Annotated in this window: 15 protein-coding genes; 6 read left to right on the top strand and 9 right to left on the bottom strand. The window is 63.3% G+C overall.

All coding sequences use genetic code 11. The features are described 5' to 3' along the window. Window positions 1-118 precede the first annotated feature (118 nt). Together FJ988_RS05920 and FJ988_RS05915 are read left to right on the top strand one after the other, a co-directional pair. Window positions 119-802: a response regulator transcription factor gene (locus FJ988_RS05920; RefSeq protein ID WP_140815817.1), complete on the top strand. Its 684-nt coding sequence runs from the start codon at window positions 119-121 to the stop codon at window positions 800-802. A 174-nt stretch (window positions 803-976) separates the two neighbouring features. Next, on the top strand, window positions 977-4,315 hold the full coding sequence (locus FJ988_RS05915; RefSeq protein ID WP_181183428.1) for an autotransporter outer membrane beta-barrel domain-containing protein: 3,339 nt from the start codon (window positions 977-979) through the stop codon (window positions 4,313-4,315). Window positions 4,316-4,437: 122 nt separating this feature from the next. On the opposite strand, the gene FJ988_RS05910 is transcribed toward FJ988_RS05915, so the two are convergent. Together FJ988_RS05910 and FJ988_RS05905 are read right to left on the bottom strand one after the other, a co-directional pair. Beyond that, entirely contained in the window at window positions 4,438-5,778 is a 1,341-nt protein-coding gene (locus FJ988_RS05910) for a hybrid sensor histidine kinase/response regulator (RefSeq protein WP_140815815.1), read from the bottom strand. A 6-nt stretch (window positions 5,779-5,784) separates the two neighbouring features. Further along, window positions 5,785-7,032, bottom strand: coding sequence for an FIST N-terminal domain-containing protein (locus FJ988_RS05905; RefSeq protein WP_140815814.1), 1,248 nt, complete (start codon window positions 7,030-7,032; stop codon window positions 5,785-5,787). A 213-nt stretch (window positions 7,033-7,245) separates the two neighbouring features. Between FJ988_RS05905 and FJ988_RS05900 the strand changes: the two genes are divergently transcribed. From FJ988_RS05900 to FJ988_RS05885, 4 genes are all read left to right on the top strand, one after another. Continuing rightward, a complete protein-coding gene (locus tag FJ988_RS05900) occupies window positions 7,246-7,746 on the top strand; it encodes a (2Fe-2S)-binding protein (RefSeq protein WP_140815813.1) in 501 nt (166 codons plus the stop codon). 110 nt (window positions 7,747-7,856) lie between these two features. Next, window positions 7,857-10,205, top strand: a complete 2,349-nt coding sequence (locus FJ988_RS05895) for a xanthine dehydrogenase family protein molybdopterin-binding subunit (protein WP_140815812.1) — start codon at window positions 7,857-7,859, stop codon at window positions 10,203-10,205. A gap of 13 nt (window positions 10,206-10,218) precedes the next feature. Then, on the top strand, window positions 10,219-11,016 hold the full coding sequence (locus tag FJ988_RS05890) for a xanthine dehydrogenase family protein subunit M (protein WP_140815811.1): 798 nt from the start codon (window positions 10,219-10,221) through the stop codon (window positions 11,014-11,016). A gap of 279 nt (window positions 11,017-11,295) precedes the next feature. Beyond that, window positions 11,296-12,318: an acyltransferase gene (locus tag FJ988_RS05885; RefSeq protein ID WP_140815810.1), complete on the top strand. Its 1,023-nt coding sequence runs from the start codon at window positions 11,296-11,298 to the stop codon at window positions 12,316-12,318. On the opposite strand, the gene FJ988_RS05880 is transcribed toward FJ988_RS05885, so the two are convergent. The 7 genes from FJ988_RS05880 to FJ988_RS05855 all read right to left on the bottom strand — a co-directional run bounded on the left by FJ988_RS05880 (window position 12,319) and on the right by FJ988_RS05855 (window position 17,324). Beyond that, window positions 12,319-12,807: an SRPBCC family protein gene (locus FJ988_RS05880; RefSeq protein WP_140815809.1), complete on the bottom strand. Its 489-nt coding sequence runs from the start codon at window positions 12,805-12,807 to the stop codon at window positions 12,319-12,321. Between the two features lie 78 nt (window positions 12,808-12,885). Next, a complete protein-coding gene (locus FJ988_RS05875) occupies window positions 12,886-13,383 on the bottom strand; it encodes a GNAT family N-acetyltransferase (protein ID WP_140815865.1) in 498 nt (165 codons plus the stop codon). Between the two features lie 5 nt (window positions 13,384-13,388). Further along, the gene (locus FJ988_RS05870) at window positions 13,389-14,144 is read right to left on the bottom strand and encodes a copper homeostasis protein CutC (protein WP_140815808.1); all 756 of its coding nucleotides are present in this window, start codon (window positions 14,142-14,144) and stop codon (window positions 13,389-13,391) included. 94 nt (window positions 14,145-14,238) lie between these two features. Next, entirely contained in the window at window positions 14,239-14,670 is a 432-nt protein-coding gene (locus tag FJ988_RS05865; protein ID WP_140815807.1) for a cupin domain-containing protein, read from the bottom strand. A 266-nt stretch (window positions 14,671-14,936) separates the two neighbouring features. Beyond that, window positions 14,937-16,451: a pilus assembly protein TadG-related protein gene (locus tag FJ988_RS05860; RefSeq protein WP_140815806.1), complete on the bottom strand. Its 1,515-nt coding sequence runs from the start codon at window positions 16,449-16,451 to the stop codon at window positions 14,937-14,939. Between the two features lie 204 nt (window positions 16,452-16,655). Continuing rightward, window positions 16,656-16,787 (bottom strand): hypothetical protein, encoded by a 132-nt coding sequence (locus FJ988_RS31355; RefSeq protein WP_281407743.1) that lies wholly within the window; start codon window positions 16,785-16,787, stop codon window positions 16,656-16,658. Between the two features lie 258 nt (window positions 16,788-17,045). Further along, window positions 17,046-17,324, bottom strand: a complete 279-nt coding sequence (locus FJ988_RS05855) for a hypothetical protein (protein WP_140815805.1) — start codon at window positions 17,322-17,324, stop codon at window positions 17,046-17,048. Window positions 17,325-17,341 lie beyond the last annotated feature (17 nt).

Below are 17,341 nucleotides of genomic sequence, written 5' to 3'. Positions count from 1 at the left end.
AAACATGGCCCTGTCGTCTGGCGGCAGCGCTATTCGTCATTGGCCGATAGACTATTTGCCAATAATCTGGAGATGGTCGGAAGACTATCCTCTGGCCACAAGAAACCGAACCGATGTCATGACCGCCCCCAGCGATCGCGCCCGCTTCCTGATCATCGATGATCACCCGCTGTTCCGCGAGGCGCTGCACAGCGCCGTGCAGATGGCCTATCCTGATGTCGACACGGTCGAGGCGCGCTCGATCGCGGAAGCGCTGGAGCTGCTTTCCGGCACAAAACCGTTCGACCTGGCGCTGCTTGATCTCAGCATGCCCGACGTGCACGGTTTCGAAGGGCTGCTGCAGCTCAGGACCCGCTATCCGCGCCTGCCGGTGGTGATCGTGTCGGGCTATGAGGAACCAAAAATCATCTCCGAGGCGCTGTCCTATGGTGCGGCCGGCTTCATCCCGAAATCGGCGCGCAAGAGCGACCTCGCCGCCGCCATCCGCTCGGTGATGGACGGCGCGGTCTATGTGCCGGAAAATTACGAGGGCCAGCCGCCCGACCCCGACAGCACCGACCGCGCCGACATGGTGCAGCGCCTGGCCAAGCTGACGCCGCAGCAGCTCAGGGTGCTGCAGATGCTGCGCCAGGGCATGCTCAACAAGCAGATCGCCTATGAGCTGCAGGTCGGCGAAACCACGGTCAAGGCGCATGTCTCGGAGATCCTGCGCAAGCTCAACGTCTATAGCAGGACGCAAGCGGTGATCGAGGTGTCGAAACTGGACAATGCGGAACTGTTCAGGGATCAGGCGGGGTTTTGAACGTCGCTAGACCTGGTGGTGCTGAAACAAGTACACCTTCATCGTAGTTTGGGTGGCGGGTTCCGGTCGAAAAGTCGTCCCAAAAATAGTCGCATGTAGTTCCGCCGAACGAGAAGATTGCGCAACGGATCCATGGCAAGGGTGGGGCGGATTCCAGCTCCCGAGACCCGCCCCGTGCAGATCAAGCCGTTTCTCCTCGCCTCCGCATCGAGCCTTGCGCTTCTTTCCGTGCCCGCGGTGGCGCGAGCCAGTTGCCCCCAGCTGTCCCTCAGCAACCAGACCTACACCAATGCATCGGCGATCTGCTTCGTCACCACGAGCGGCGTCGTCGATCTGACAAATACCAATACGGGCACGATCGGCGGCGTTGGGGATACGGCGAGCACCGACACCACCACGATCGACAATGCCGGCTCGATCAGCAGCTCCTTCTCGGCAATCAGGTTGCAAGGAACGCTGACCCTCACCAATCGCTTGGGCGCCACCATCTTTGGATCGAGAGGAGCCATAAATGCGGGCTCCGGCGGTATCACCACGATCGTCAACGATGGCAGGATCGAAGGCATCTACGCCCTTGATGGGGACCATTACCTTGACCTGACGAACACCGGCGTCATGGCGGGGCAGTCATTCGGCATCGACGGCTACACGGTGAAGGCGACCAATTCCGGCACGATCTCGGGTGGCTACTTCGCCCTCAGGGCCATCGGCGACCTGACCCTCGACAATTCGGGCAGCATCGTCACGGACACCGACCCATCGACCTACAGCACGGCTGTCAGGGCCTGGGGCGGCACCACAATGATCACGAATTCGGGGCTGATCTGGAGCGACAGCGGCTATGGCATCCACGCGGAAGTCTACGTAAGAAACACTCCGGTAGGCTCTTTCAGCTTGACCAACACCGGCACGGTCGGCGGCGACATCGGGGTCTATACCGCCTCCAACAGTTTCAGCACTGTCAGAGCGACCATCGTCAATTCCGGCACGATTTCGGGCTACTCGGCGGCCATTTCGACAGGCGGTGACCTGACCCTCGACAATTCGGGCTGGATCAAGTCCGTCGGCAATTCGGGCGATTGGGATGGTGTCGCGGCCCACGGCGTCACCACGAAGATCACCAATTCGGGCAACATCGACAATTTCGGCGTCTATGGCAGGGGCATCCTCGCCGACAGTACCGATGCCGCCGCCTCTCTGACGTTGACCAACAGCGGCACGATCACCGCCACGTTCGGCGTCAATTCGCAGGTCGCCACGACAACGATCGACAATTCGGGAAGCGTTACCGGCACGGGCGGCGCTGGTGTCTACGCGGGTAGCGTGGCCGCCAACGCGTCCTTGGCTTTGACCAATAGCAACAGCGGCACGATCACCGGCGAGTACGGTGTCGATTCGCAAGTTGTCACGACGATGATCGACAATTCGGGCACCATCACCGGCGTCTACAATGCCGGAATTTTTGCCGAAAACGCGGTCGCCGATGCATCTCTGACGGTGACCAACAGCGGCATGATCACCGGCGAGTACGGCGCCTTCTCGCAGGTGGCCACGACGATGGTCGACAATTCGGGGACCATCGCCGGCACAAGCGATTCCGGTGTCTTTGCCTACAGCCCCCTCGCCAAGAGCACCCTGGCGTTGGTGAACAATGGCGCGATCGCTGGCGGCTACTTCGGCGTCAATACGCAGGTGGCCACGACGACGGTCGACAATTCGGGGACCATCGCCGGCACAGGCGACTCCGGTGTCTTTGCCTACGACTCCCTCGCCAACAGCTCCCTGGCGGTGGCCAACAGCGGCGCGATCGCTGGCGGCTACTTCGGCGTCAATGCGCAGGTCGCCACGACGACCGTCGATAACTCAGGGACGATAACCGGCGCGGCTGGCGTCGGCACCGGTGTCTATGCCTACAGCTCCCTCGCCAAGAGCTCCCTGGCGTTGGTCAACAGCGGCACGATCACCGGCGGCTACGGCGTCAATGCACAGGTCGCCACGACGACGATCGACAACACCGGAACCATCATCGGCGCGGCCTACTCCGGCGTTGGCGTCGGCGCCTTCAGCGGACTCGACGGCGCATCCCTGCGGTTGACGAACAGCGGAACGATCACAGGAGGCTACGCCGTCTCATCGGCGGTCGCCGCGACCATCGACAATTCGGGAACGATCGCCGGGACGCTTGGCATCAACGCATATGGCGCGCTTACGCTGACCAATACGGGCCTGATCTCCGGCTACTACAAGGCGGTCCTGCTTGGCACCAACGGCAATAGTATTACTCTCGGCAAAGGCGCGCGCTTCGACGGCGTGATCGACTACAACCGCACCACCGGCAACACCACCCGCTTCGGCCCTGGCAGCTGGGTCCTCGACGTCGCCAATTACAATGCCGCGGGCAACACGATCGTCACCGCCGGCAGCGCCTATGTCGTGAAGGGAAACCAGATCATCGTCGCCGATGGTTCCGCGGTGCAGGCCAGCGCGCGCGATGCGCTCGACATCACCCGCTCGCTCTCGGGCCTCGCCGGCGATGCGCTTTCGCTGTCGTCGTCCTCCTTGCCGGTCGCCAGTTCCTTCCGGGGTGCGCTCGCCTATGCCGACGACAATGCCGTCGATCGCGGATTCACCTCCGCGGCACTAACCGGCTCAGGCCAGGAAAACCCGTTCTCCGGCTTCTCGAACGGCGCCGTCGGCGACGGCGCCGGCAACATCGTCTGGTCGCGCGTCCTGGCAGGGCGCAGCGTCGCCTCGCAGGACGCGGACAGTGGCGCCTCCTCGATGAACTTCGTCGGCGCTGCCTTCGGTGGCGATCATCGCTTCTCGGACGCACTGCGCCTCGGCGGCTTCTTTGGTCTGGCGGACAGCCGCACCGAGAACGACGGAGGTTCCTCGCTCAAGTCCAAATGGTATTATGCCGGGCTCTATGGCAGCTGGTCGCCGGGCGCCGCCTTTGTCGAGGGCAATCTTACCGGCGGCTATGCCGACAACCGGTCCGAGCGTCTTATCACCAACGGCCTCGCTACCGAAGCGGCCAGCGGCGAATACGGCTCGACTTTCGTCTCGCCTGAGCTGGCCGTCGGCTATCGTGTCGCGCTGGCGTCCGGTGTAAGCCTGACGCCGCAATTGCGTGTCCGCTATCTCGGCGTAGACACCCAAGGCTACAGCGAAACCGGCTCAAGCGCCGACATGACGGTTTCCTCGCACTATAGCGGCTTCCTGGAGGAGCGTGCGCTGGCAAAGCTTGAAGTCGACAGCGAGCGCTGGAGCCTCTTCACCACCCTCGGCGTCGTCGCCCTGCAGCGCGTGCAGGGCTCAGGCACGGATGTCAGCCTTCTCGGCATCGCCTCGACCGTGCCGGAAGGCGACGCAAACCTCTTCGGCCCCAGCTTCGGCCTCGGCGGCAACTGGAAGATGAGCGACACCGTCTCGCTCTACGGCGCCGTCAACGGAACGGCCGTGAACGACAAAGCCAGCATCGACACCAATGTGGGGCTGAAGATGGTGTTTTGAGGGGCGGGGAGCCGGCGTATTTGCGATGAGGCGCGACGCAGAGCGCTGCTGTATTCCGGCATCTGGCTGCCGGATGAAAAGGCGGCCCCAGAGGCAACCTCGCGCCTGGTCACCGTAAGGGACTAAGCCAGCAAATGCGCCAGCAACGCCCTTAGCTGCGCCGGCTTCAGCGGCTTGCGCATCAGTTCTATCCCTGCGGCCCGCGCGGCCTTGGCGACCGGCTCGGAGCCGTCCGCGGTGACGATCAGGGCCGGCACCGGGCGGCCGAGATAGTCGCGCACCTCGGCGATGGTCGCGGTGCCGAGGTCGCCGCCGTCGAGATGCTGGTCGGCGATGACGATGTCGGGCACCCAGTCCGTGTCGCCCAGGAGGTCGAGCGCGTCGTCGGTCGAGGTCGCAGCGCGCACATGGCATTGCCAGCGTTCGAGCAGCGAGGTCATGGCGCTGAGTACGTCGGCATCGTTTTCGACTAGCAGAACCTTGGTGCCGAACAGGCCGTAGCCGCGCGGGCGATCCATGTCGGCGATGGCCGCCACCGGCTCGACCGCCGCCATGCCGACCGGCACGTCGATATGGAAGATGGTGCCGCGTCCGACTCTGGAGGAGAAGGTAACCGGATGGCCGAGCGCCGCAGCCATGCGGCGTACGATTGCCAACCCCAACCCCAGCCCGCCGCCGGCAAGCCCGGCATCGGCAAGGGTCGCGGCGCCGCGGTGGAACTCCTCGAACACCGCTTCGCGCTGGTCCTCGGCGATGCCGCAGCCGGTGTCGGCGACGTCGATGCGGATGGTGTCGCCGCGATGCCTGGTGCCGACCAGCACGCCGCCGGCGCGTGTGTAGCGCAGCGCGTTGGACAGGATGTTCTGCAGGATGCGCCTGAGCAGCGTGCGGTCGGAGCGCACCAGCACATGGACCGGCCGGAACTTCAGCGACAGCCCCTTCTTTTCCGCTTCGGGCAGGAAGTCCGAGCGCAGTGAGGAAAACAGCGCTTCGAGGCAGACGTCGCCGATCTCGGGCTGCACCACGCCGGCGTCGAGCTTGGAGATGTCGAGCAGCGTGCGCAGTAGGTCTTCCATCGTCTCCAGCGAACGCTCGACCTGACGCACCAGCTTGCTGCCTTCCTCGCTGGTCTGCACCTCGGCCAATGCCGAGACCGACAGATGCGCGGCGTTGAGCGGCTGCAGCACGTCGTGGCTGGCGGCGGCGAGGAACCTCGTCTTGGAGAGGTTCGCCTGCTCGGCCGTTTCCTTGGCCGCGCTGAGATCGATGTTCGACTGTTCGAGCCGGCGCAGCGTGGCGTGCAATTCCTCGGTGCGGTTGCGCACCCGATTCTCCAGCGAGATCGCGGTCTGGAACAGCGAGAAGGCGTTGCCTTGCTGGTCCATCGAGCGCTCGACGCGGCCGACCAAAGCGGCGTTGATCTTCTTCAATCTGTCGAGGTCGTTGATGTCGCGCAGCGGCATGGTGATTTACTCGGCCGCCTGGCGCTCGCCGAAGGCGATGCCGGTGAAAGTCTGGTTCAAATGCATCGAGCGATATTGCTCGCCATAGGTGCCGAAGCCGATGACGTTGTTGGTCCGGTAGAGTTCGGAAATGTCGCGAAAGACCTGGCGGTTGCGCGCATCGAGGCGGCGCAACACGCAGTCGAAGCCGAGGATCATGTCGATGCCGCCCAGCTTGTGCTCGACGTCGCGAAGCGCGGCGCGGGTCGCTTCCACCATGTTCTTCGGCTGGGCGATGGACAAAACGACACCGTCGTCGATGGCGCAAAAGAAGGATAGCGACCCGTCGGCATGCATGCGCTGGATCGAACGGCAGTAATATTCTCCGCCGACCTTCACGACCACGGGGTGGGAGGCGAAGCTCAGCGGCGTCAGCGTCTGCGGCATGATCCCGACCGAGGCGGCATACTCTTCCGCCGCGTTTGTGGCGTTGAATTCGCGCACGATGCGGTGATCGGGGTCGGAGGCTGTCACCACCAGCTTCTCGTCCGTCGGGATGAAATTGTCGGTCTTGAAGACGTGGAACGGGATCTCCGTCGCGATCAGCATGATGATGGCGCTGTCGGAGGCCACCTTGCCGTTGGCGATCAGCCTGGTCGTCTCGAATTTCAGGTCGTCGCCGGCCGAGCCGCCGATCAGCGGAATGTCGTCCAGCCCCCAATGGATGGCCGAGGTCACCGCTTCCTCGGCGTAAGACAGGCCGTCGATGAAGCAGAGCGCGAAAATGCCCTTGGCGTGGTCGTGGCCGACGCGGTCTTGGTCTAGGCGGGCGCGCAGCAGGCGCCGAAGGGCGGCGACCTCGCCGGTGATCTTGTCCATGCCCGACGAGGACAGGTCCTCGACCATGATGCTGACGGCCGAGAACGATGCCGAGGGCAGGAGCAAGGCCAGCAGATGGCCTTCCTCAAGCCCGTGCGGGGTGATTTCGCCTGCGGTCGAACAGCCGGCATAGGCAAGCGAAGGCACGTGCTGCTTCAGCGCCTGCGCAAGTGCCGACGCGTCGATCAGGCTTTGCGAGAAGAACAGCAGCGCGAAGCCGGCGTCGACTATCGCCGCCTCGGCCGCGACCGCCCGGGCAAAGGCATTCGCGTCGGGCTCATCGGTGGTGAGCGCCGAAAGGCCCGATGCGTAGCGTGTGCTCGAACTGGCCAGCTGCCGCCTCCGCGATTCCTCCGACGCTTGTCGTGCGTGCCTGTTCTTTTGTGTGTCGGACACGCCCGCGTCGAGGGCATCTTTGCCTTCAATCCCTGATTTGGCAATGGGCAGGGCATGGCGCTCGGCAGCGTGCCGGCCATGACCCGAAAGTACAAGGAGCCGAGCGCTGGCAGCGCTGTTTTGGCCGTTGTACGGTACGCGAATAACGCACTGCCGAAGCACAGGCACGGCATCGGCAACGCGATAACCAAGGTTGACACCCAGGGAGGTTGCATGTCGGACGTGTCGTTGACTGTGAATGGGAAACGGGTCAGCGGGAGCGCCGAGGACCGAACGCTTCTGGTGCATTTCCTCAGGGAACATCTCGGCCTCACCGGCACGCATGTCGGCTGCGATACCTCGCAATGCGGCGCCTGCGTCGTGCATGTCGACGGCCGGGCGGTGAAGTCCTGCTCCATGCTTGCCATACAGGCATCCGGCTCGACCGTCGTCACCATCGAAGGGCTGGCGAACGGCGCCGACCTGCATCCGGTGCAGGCGGCCTTCAAGGAGCATCACGGGCTGCAATGCGGCTTCTGCACGCCGGGCATGATCATGACCGCGACCGACATGATCGCGCGCCATCCGGAAGGCCTCGACGAGCCGACGGTGCGCGCCGAGCTCGAAGGCAATATCTGCCGCTGCACCGGCTACCACAACATCGTCAAGGCGATCCTGGCCGCATCGGAAACGATGTCGAAAGGCGCCAAGGGCAAGGCGAAGCAGGCAGCATAGAAAGGGGAGTAAGGGAGTAGGGCAGAAAAGACCCGCGCAACGAGGCCCATCTTCCCTACTGCCTTACTCCCCTACTGCCCTACTCCCCTAAATTCCGGAGGAATTTTTCCATGGGTATCGAAGGCGTCGGCGCCCGCGTGGCGCGCAAGGAAGACAAGAGGTTCATCACCGGTGGCGGCCGCTATGTCGACGACATGGCCGTGCCCGGCATGAAGCATGCCGTGTTCGTGCGCAGCCCGCACGCGCATGCCGAGATCAAGAAGATCGATGTCAAAAAGGCGCAGGCGATGCCGGGCGTCATCGGCGTCTTGACCGGCAAGGAGCTCAAGGCCGACGGCATCGGCAATCTGATCTGCGGCTGGATGATCCATTCCAAGGACGGCTCGCCGATGAAGATGGGCGCCTGGTCGCCGCTCGCGGTCGACAAGGTGCGCTATGTTGGCGACGCGGTCGTCATCGTGGTCGCCGATACCAAGGGCCAGGCGCGCGACGCGGCGGAAGCGGTCGAGATCACCTATAAGGAATTGAAGGCCGTCGTCGACGCCACCAAGGCGATCCAGCCCGGCGCGCCGCAGATCCATGCCGAGTCCGACAACAATTTGATCTTCGACTGGGAGATCGGCGACGCCAAGGCGACCGACGCCGCGATCAAGGCGGCTGCGCATGTGACGCGTATGAAGATCGTCAACAACCGGCTGGTGCCGAACGCCATGGAGCCGCGCGCCGCCCTCGGCCATTACGACAAGGCGGAGGACCACTACACCTGCTGGACGACGTCGCAGAACCCGCATGTCGCGCGGCTGGTGATGAGCGCCTTCTACAATGTCGCGCCGGAGAACAAGCTGCGCGTCATAGCGCCCGATGTCGGCGGCGGCTTCGGCTCGAAGATCTACATCTATCCGGAAGAGATCGTCTGCCTGTGGGCCTCGAAGAAGACCGGCGTCCCGGTCAAATGGGTGGCCGACCGCACCGAGAGCTTCCTCTCCGACGCGCATGGCCGCGACCATGTCTCGACGGTGGAAATGGCCTTCGACAGGGACAACCGTATCATCGGGCTGAAGGTCGACACGATAGCCAATCTCGGCGCCTATATGTCGCTGTTCTCGTCCTGCGTGCCGACCTATCTCTACGCGACGCTCTTGTCTGGCCAGTACGACATCCCGGCGATCCACGCCAATGTGCGCACGGTCTACACCAACACCGCGCCAGTCGATGCCTATCGCGGGGCAGGGCGGCCGGAAGCGACATACCTTCTGGAGCGCACGATGGAGACGGCCGCGCGCGAGCTCGGCGTTTCGCCTGCAGAGCTTCGGCGCCGCAACTTCATCAAATCCTTCCCGCATCAGACGCCGGTGATCATGAACTACGACGCCGGCGACTATAACGCCTCGCTCGACGCGGCGATGAAGGCGGCCGACTATGCCGGCTTCACCAAGCGTCGAGCGGATGCCGGCAAGCAGGGCAAGCTGCGCGGTATCGGCATGAGCTGCTATATCGAGGCCTGCGGCATCGCGCCGTCGGCGGCGGTCGGCTCGCTCGGCGCCGGCGTCGGGCTTTGGGAATCGGCCGAGGTGCGCGTCAACGCCGTCGGCACGATCGAGGTCCTGACCGGATCGCATAGCCACGGCCAGGGCCATGAGACGACCTTTGCGCAACTGGTCAACCAGCGCCTCGGCGTGCCGATCGATTCAGTGTCGATCGTGCATGGCGACACCGACAAGGTGCAGATGGGCATGGGCACCTATGGTTCGCGTTCGGGCGCCGTCGGCATGTCGGCGGTCTCCAAGGCGCTCGACAAGGTCGAGGCCAAGGCGAAGAAGATCGCCGCGCATCTGCTCGAAGCCGACGAGGGCGACATCGTCATCGAGAACGGCGAGGTGAAGGTCGCCGGTACCGACAAGAGCCTACCGTGGTTCCAGGTGGCGCTTGCTGCCTACACCGCGCACAATCTGCCGGCCGGCATGGAGCCGGGCCTGAAGGAAACGGCCTTCTACGATCCGGCGAACTTCACCTTCCCGGCCGGCTGCTACATCTGCGAGGTCGAGATCGATCCGGAGACCGGCGTCACCGAGATCGTCCAGTTCGTCGCCGCGGACGATTTCGGCAACATCATCAATCCGATGATCGTCGAGGGGCAGGTGCATGGCGGCATCGCGCAAGGCGTCGGCCAGGCGCTGCTCGAAGGGGCGCATTACGACGGAGGCGGGCAACTGCTCACCGCAAGCTACATGGATTACACCATGCCGCGCGCGGGCGACCTGCCGTCGTTCAAGGTCTCTACCTCGAACACGCCTTGCCCGAGCAATCCGCTCGGCATCAAGGGCTGCGGCGAGGCCGGCGCCATCGGCTCGCCGCCGGCGGTGATCAACGCCATCACCGATGCGCTGGGCATCGTCGACATCGCGATGCCGGCGTCACCGTCGACGGTGTGGTCGGCGATCCGGGCGAAGAAGCACTGAGGGAGGAACGAACATGTATTCGGTCAACTATCACCGCGCTTCCTCCGTCGCCGACGCCGCCAAGCAATTAAAGACCGGGGACGCCAAGCTGCTCTCCGGCGGCATGACGCTGATCCCGGCCATGAAGACGCGGCTGGCAGCGCCTTCCGACCTGGTCGACGTGTCGCGGCTGAAAGACCTGCAGGGCGTCAAGGTCTCGGGCAAGACGGTGACTATTGGCGCCGCCACGACGCATTACGACGTCTCGGCCGACGAGAAGCTGAAGAAGGCCTGCCCGGCGCTCGCGCATATGGCATCGCTGATCGGCGATCCGGCGGTGCGCCACAAGGGCACGATCGGCGGCTCGATCGCCAACAACGATCCGGCCGCCGATTATCCGGCGGCACTGCTGGCGCTGGGTGCTACGATCGTCACCAACAAGCGCGAGATCGCGGCGGACAAGTTCTTCAAGGGCCTGTTCGAGACGGCGCTGAAGGATGGCGAGATCATCACCGCCGTGTCCTTCACCGCGCCGGCCAAGGCGGCCTACCAGAAATTCCGCAACCCAGCCTCGCGCTACGCGATCGTCGGTGTGTTCGTCGCCAAGGGCAAGGACGGAGTGAGGGCCGCCGTCACCGGCGCCGGCGAGGACGGCGTCTTCCGCTCGAAGGAGGTCGAGGCCGCGCTGACAAAGAGCTTTGAGGCCGCGGCGCTCGACGGACTGAAAGTATCGGCAAAGGGCCTGATGAGCGACCTTCACGCCTCGGCTGACTACCGCGCCAATCTGATCTCGGTGATGGCCAAGCGCGCGGTGGCGGCCGCCAACGCCTGACATTTTAGCAGAAAATAATATCAAGGGGCCGGACTGGCCCCTTTTTCGTTTCTGGACCATGCAGTTGCGCAGTCGTCGATGACATCGCGCTCGGCATGGCAATTCGTTGCTTCAAGCAAATCCGGCCAACTGCTTTCACGAAACTGTCAGCTCGGACATCTCGCGCTTGCACAAACTGATATTGCACTGCAATATAGCAGCGGGTGGGAAATGCGATCCGGGTTCGGCACGCTTCTCGCTGTCTGCGCCCTTTCGCGTCCCGAGTGCGAAAGGATCGGCATGTCCGAGATCTCCGCAACCCATCTGGTTCTTGCCAGGCCCGTTGCCGAAGCCGCCTCGCGGACAAGGCTTGCCTATCTCGACGGGTGGCGCGGCCTGTCGATCGCGCTGGTCTTGATCGGCCATTTCTTCCCGGTTCCCGGGATCAATCTCGGCGTATTGGGCGTCGAGTTCTTCTTCGTGCTCTCAGGCCGCCTGATGGGCGAGATCCTTTTCATCGAGCGCTTCCCGCTGAAGACATTCTTCAAGCGCCGCTTCTCGCGCATCTATCCGGCGTTGCTCGTGTTCGTCATCGCCGCCATGATCGGCCTTGCCGGCACCTACATCGCTTTCAAGTGGAAGGCGGCGCTGACGGCGCTGACCTTCACCTATAATTACGCGGGCATCCTGATCAACCGCGCAGGCGCCCTCGACCATATCTGGTCGCTCTGCGTCGAGGAGCATTCCTACATTCTGCTGGCGCTGATCAGCGTGCTGGTTTCGGGCCGCGCCAACGTCGTGCGGCTGCTTATCGTGCTGGCGCTGCTCGCCATGGCCAACGGCGCGATTTCCTACTGGGTTCTCCACATCGGCTACGAACAAAGCTACTGGCGAACCGACGTACATATCGCCTCGATCCTGCTGTCGGCAGCGATCTGCCTGATCAAGGCCGACGGCCGCTTGCCGTCCTTCCTGACAAGCCCGTATACGGCGCTTGCGGCGGCGGCCGGCGGGATTCTGTTGTTTGCCAATCCGATACCGACGCCTCTGCATTACATTCTGGCCGTGCCGCTGCTGGCGCTGGCGGTCAACACGCTCGACTTCGCCGACGGCACTTTGAGGGGACTGCTGTCATCGCGGCCGATGGTAATGCTCGGTCTGTGGTCCTATTCGCTGTATCTTTGGCAGCAGCCCTTCTACAAATTCGTGGACGAGAAGGGCAGCGCGGCGGTCCCGATGCTGGCGGCGGTCTTCGCCTGCGCGCTCTGCAGTTTCTACGTTGTCGAGAAACCCGCGCGCGGCTGGCTCAACCGCAACTGGTGATCAATCGGCCTTTGCCGCCTTCCGCGCCGCCAGATAGCGGCGCAGCCCGGCTTCGCCGCGCGGTGTCGTCCAGCGATGGTTCCAGGCAAAGGCTGGCCTGAGCAGCGGCGCCAGGAATTTGAGGATCGGCCTTTCGACCGTCACCTGCCAGATCAGGTCGACATGGGTGCCCGTTCCGGCCGGCGACAGTTCGGCCCGCCACAGGCCGTCGAAATCGCCAAAAGTCTTCACCACGACCAGCCGGCCGGGCTCGAGCTCGGTCGCCTCGATGATGAAATTCAGCTCATAGGGCAGGGCGCCCCGCGCTCTCGCCCTGGCGCGCGCGCCGACGACGCCTTTGCCCTTTTTGTCGAGCGGCTCGATCTCCTTGTAGGCGTCGCCCCACCAGAGCGGCAGCAACTGGGCGTCGGACAGCACATCCCAGACTTCCTGCGGCGTGCCTTCCGGGATGTCCCAGCTTTCGTCGAAGCGAAAGACATTGCTCGGCATGATGTTCGCGCCCCCTGGCAGCGGAGCGCTTACATTAGCCTTTGCTTGTTTTCCTGGCCAGTGGTGCTCCGGCAGAGCTCAGGCTGCGATCGGCTTTGCCCAATAGCGCACCGATTTCTTGCCGCCATGGATCACGGCATCGCCGACTTCCGCGAAACCGAGCGCGGCATGAAAGGCATCCGAGGCCGGATTGGGCGGATCGGCATTGACCTCGCAGGTGACGATCGCGTGGCCGGCGCGCCGGGCCTGCTCGAACAAATCCTCGTAGAGCCGACGGGCATGGCCGCGGCCGCGCGCCGCCGCGGCGACGACGACACGGTCGACATAGACGAAGCGCGGATAGCGCCCGCGGAACCAGAGGAAATTCGGGCTGTCGTAGCTGGCATCCTGGTCGAAGGTCATGATGAAGGCTTCGAGCGCGCCGATGCGGCGCGCGTAGAAGGCTTGCCCGATGAGGAAGGACAGCCGATCCGCCTCCAGCCAGGAAAGTTCCGCCGCATGCTCGTTGTTGAGGACGAGGATGGCCGCTTCGTCGGCGGGCGAGACGCGTTCGATCGGCAGCGCTTCTCGGGTCATAGCCATCAGGCCCTCGCGGCCTTGATCGTTGCCGCCACCAGGCCCTGATCGGTCACCGTGTTGCGGTATTCTCGGTCGAGGTCCGTGCCGCCCATGCCGACTTGCGGGTTGCGGTAGCGCATGGCGCTGGGCACATCGGCAAGCGCTGCGAAATGCATCTCGGTCAATCCGGTCCGCTTGCGCACCTCGCCGATGTTGTCCGGCGCCAGCGCGCCGCAGCCGAGGATGATGATACGATCGCCGGCCTGGCGGACCAGCTCAGCCAGAACCTCCACGCCTTCTAGTGCGGTGTCGCGCTGGCCGCTGGTCAGCACGCGGCCGACCTTGCAGCGGATCAGCGCCTCGAGCGCTTCGGCCGGATCGCGCGTCATGTCGAAGGCGCGATGGCAGGTGACGTTGAGCGGGCCGGCCGCCTCGACCAACGCGCTCATGCGCGTTTCGTCGATCGTGCCGTCGGCGGTCAGGCAGCCGACGACAACGCCGGCCACGCCAAGCGCGCGCAGCGCTTCGACGTCTGCCAACATCGAATGGTATTCGGCTTCGCTGTAGAGAAAATCGCCACCGCGCGGGCGCACGATGACATGGAAGGGGATGGACGCGCTGTCGAGCGCGGCGCGCACCGTGCCGAGGCTCGGCGTGATGCCGCCCTCGACCAGGCTGGCGCACAGCTCGACCCGATCGGCGCCGGCGGCCTGCGCGGCAAGCAGCCCGTCAATGCCTTCGACGCAGATTTCGATCAGGGGTTTTGCGGCTTCGGTCACTGGCGTCCATCCATGGCTGGCGAGATGCGCTGAGCCCTAGCATCGGGCGTGCCGCAGTGAAAGCCGCAACGATCGGTCCAGCGGTTGCCGGCTGTCACTGCTGCAGGATGGTGTTCTTGGCGCCTTGCTCGACCTGGTCGATCACCAGCAGTTTGACCGGATCGGCGCCGATATTGGTGGCCTGGTGCCATTGGCCGATCATCTCGATGATGAAGTCGCCCGGTTTATAGGTGTTGCTGGCGCCGGTCTCGACATTGGTGACCTTGAGCGTGCCTTGCTCGACATAGGCGTAACGCGGGAAGGGGTGCTTGTGCACCGGCAAGGTGGCGCCCGGCGCGATCTGGAATCTCGAGACCTGGACCTCGACATTCTTCTGCGGCAGCGTGATCGGCTGGCCGGAAGCGGTGGTCGTCTTGGACGCCAGCGGCGTGACGACGACAGGGATGTTGCTGCTGTCCAGCGCGTAGGCCGCGGTCGTGGAAAATACCGCCGCCAAAAGCAGCGCCAATGCTGGGATGTTTCGCATGGGGTCCCTCCAGATTTGCCGGACCATCGCCTGGGGAAAAGCGATGCGCAAGCATGCTTTGTGGGCGGAAGGTTTCGGAAGGTCGATCTGGAAAAGCGGAAAGGGCCCGGACATGCCGGGCCTGAATAGCTGCAATGCGTAGTTGCATAAATGAGTGATAGCTAATATAAGGCTCCCGCCTCGCTCAATGGACTTGCGGGGTAGACATAGCCCGGCTCGCGAACCCTATGCTCTCAACAGCATCGCAAGTCGGGCTTTTCTCCATCCTAGCGATAGAGCTGCGCCTCGTCGCGGAGGAAGTTATCCAACGTACCCTGACCGCCACGCCCAGTGATGTCGACAAGCTCGACATACACGGATCCACCCGACGATGCGCCCGCCACGGGCTCGGACAGAAAGAAGCTGGCGAAGGCCTCAACAGGCAGGTTCGTGCTGTTGCCATTGAGGTCGTTGCCGGCGGCCTCAAGAGCATTGCAATTGAGAATAGCGCCGTAAAGCAGGCGCCGGTCGACGGAAGTGACTGGCGGTTGGCAGGAACTTGGCGGTGTGCCGACTTCGCCGCCAGCCGATGCATGGCCGACCAGATTGTTCGCCAACTCATACTTGTAGACTTGGTAGCGCGTAGGCTTGCTCGTATCCCACGATGAGGGGTATGCGATTCCGCTGAAATTGGTGCTCCAATATCCAGACAGGTTCCAGTTTCCATCGCCCATGCGGCCGCTCATATAGGGCGTCGTTGCGTCTCGCGGGAGCCCCATGTTGCCGGTGCCGTTGAACGTCAACTGGTTATAGTTGGGGCACTGATTGCTGTTTCCGTTTCCGTTTCCGTTCCCATTTCCGTTGCCGCCGGTCGACGCACCTTTTCGGACATTTGCTGCCGGTCCATAATCAGGTGAGTTGAATGCGTTGCCATTGGCTTGGATGCCGAAGCGGACATTGAAGGCGTCCTGTATGGGACCAGTGTTCTGCCCGGTCTTGGTGCTGACGCTTTGCGCCGAATAGCAGCCCAGCGGCTTTGACGTTGCGATCGTCTCGGCAAGTCCCTGGGCGCCGTTGCCAACGCTGGCAGGCGGCGCGAGAAAGCCGAAATTGCCTGGGCCGTAGGCCGCATTGTTGCCCACGGTGCGCAGCTCAATCAGTCGGCGCCGAATGGCCGGGTCCGCGGCTGCCTGTTCGAGCGTCGCTCCCCCGGCTGAGTTGGTGCCATTCACCATCTCATAGGGGTTGCAGATGAACACGGGGGTATAGTTGCACACGCTCGACCCGAAACCTGCAACCGAAACCGCGCCAACGTTGAAACCGTTGCTTGCACTATTTCCGGTCAGGAATGACGCTGGAAAGATCGCGGCGAATCCTACGGGAGCAACCGTAACCTGGATGAACCGAGCATTCGGTGCATCGGTCACCTCGTCCGTGATGATGTTGGCCGCTGCAATAGGAGCCGTGTCGGAGGCTGGCAGCGAACGAAGATAAGTTCGCGTAACTCCCGCCGATTGGAGCAATTGGGGAACGCCGGCGGTGGAAAACGTATAGTTGTTGCTGACCAGGGTCGCCAGGGCACGATCTGCGCGTGTGATTGAATCCGTTCTGCCGTCCAACTCGGCCGCGGCCGCCAACGCCATGCCGTCGGCGCCTTTCTGCAGATCGAAATGAAGGTTGTTAACTCTGCTCATGTCGATCGCCAGCAGAGAGAAACCGATAATCGCCGGCAACATGATGGCTACCAGGAGCAACGCGATACCACGTTGATCACGCCAGAACTTACGCAGCACTCGAAGCATTCCGCGCCCCCGCGCAGGTACTCTTGTTGCCCCCTGGTTCGAAAACATGCTCGCGAGCGGCACGCTTCCGCAAGCTGGACCGTATGCCCCACCGATATGGTCACAGTTGCGGACTTGTATTCCGACTTGGGTCGCATGCCGGCTGAAACGTTCGGCGGCGATTCCTGACAGTTCTGTAATGGAGACCCTTTGTCCGACCGACGATCAACCGGTCAGGCGTTCCGCAACTTGCTTTATGGAACGCTCCATCGCGGCGACGAAGACGCCGTTGTTGGCCAATCGGTCCCACACGGCGAAACTGGCGGCCAGCGAGATTAGAACCAGCAGCGTGCGCATTTCGAACCCCCTCAAAGGTTCGAGCGGCATCATCTGCGTGCGGCAGAGGAAATGCAAGCAGTCGCTGATACTCGGCCGGCGGCGCAGTTCGAAGGCGAAGCATCGTGCGCGCTGGATTTCGGAAAGCTCATCTGGAAAAGTGGAAAGGCCCCGGACATGCCGGGGCCTGAACACTGGTACGGTCGCCCTAACCAGTCGACTGGCCGGCTCGATGGCTTGGCGATCAGATCGTGATTGCGTAATCCGACAGGTTGGGGATCAGCTCGGCACCTTGCCGCCGTTCTTCTTGCAGGCCGCGCGGAATTTTTCGCGGTCCTTTCCGTGAAGACCTTTCTGATCCGCAAGCGCGGAGCACTGCTTCGAGATCGCGGTCTTTTCCGGCGTCATGGCGGTTTTCGGCTTCTTCGTGGTTGGCGCCGCCGTCGTTGTCGTGGAGGCAGCGGGCGTGGTCGTCGTGGTCGCCGTTGCTGCGAGAGCCCCGGTGGTGACAAATCCGACGATAGCGAAAGAGGCAAGAAGGCGTGCTGCGGCTTTCATTGCGAACTCCGTTGTTT

It is taken from the genome of Mesorhizobium sp. CU3 (genome assembly GCF_006442965.1).
Taxonomy (GTDB): Bacteria; Pseudomonadota; Alphaproteobacteria; order Rhizobiales; family Rhizobiaceae; genus Mesorhizobium.
Note: the sequence above shows the minus strand (reverse complement) of the source record. Positions and strands in the feature narration are given on the sequence as shown.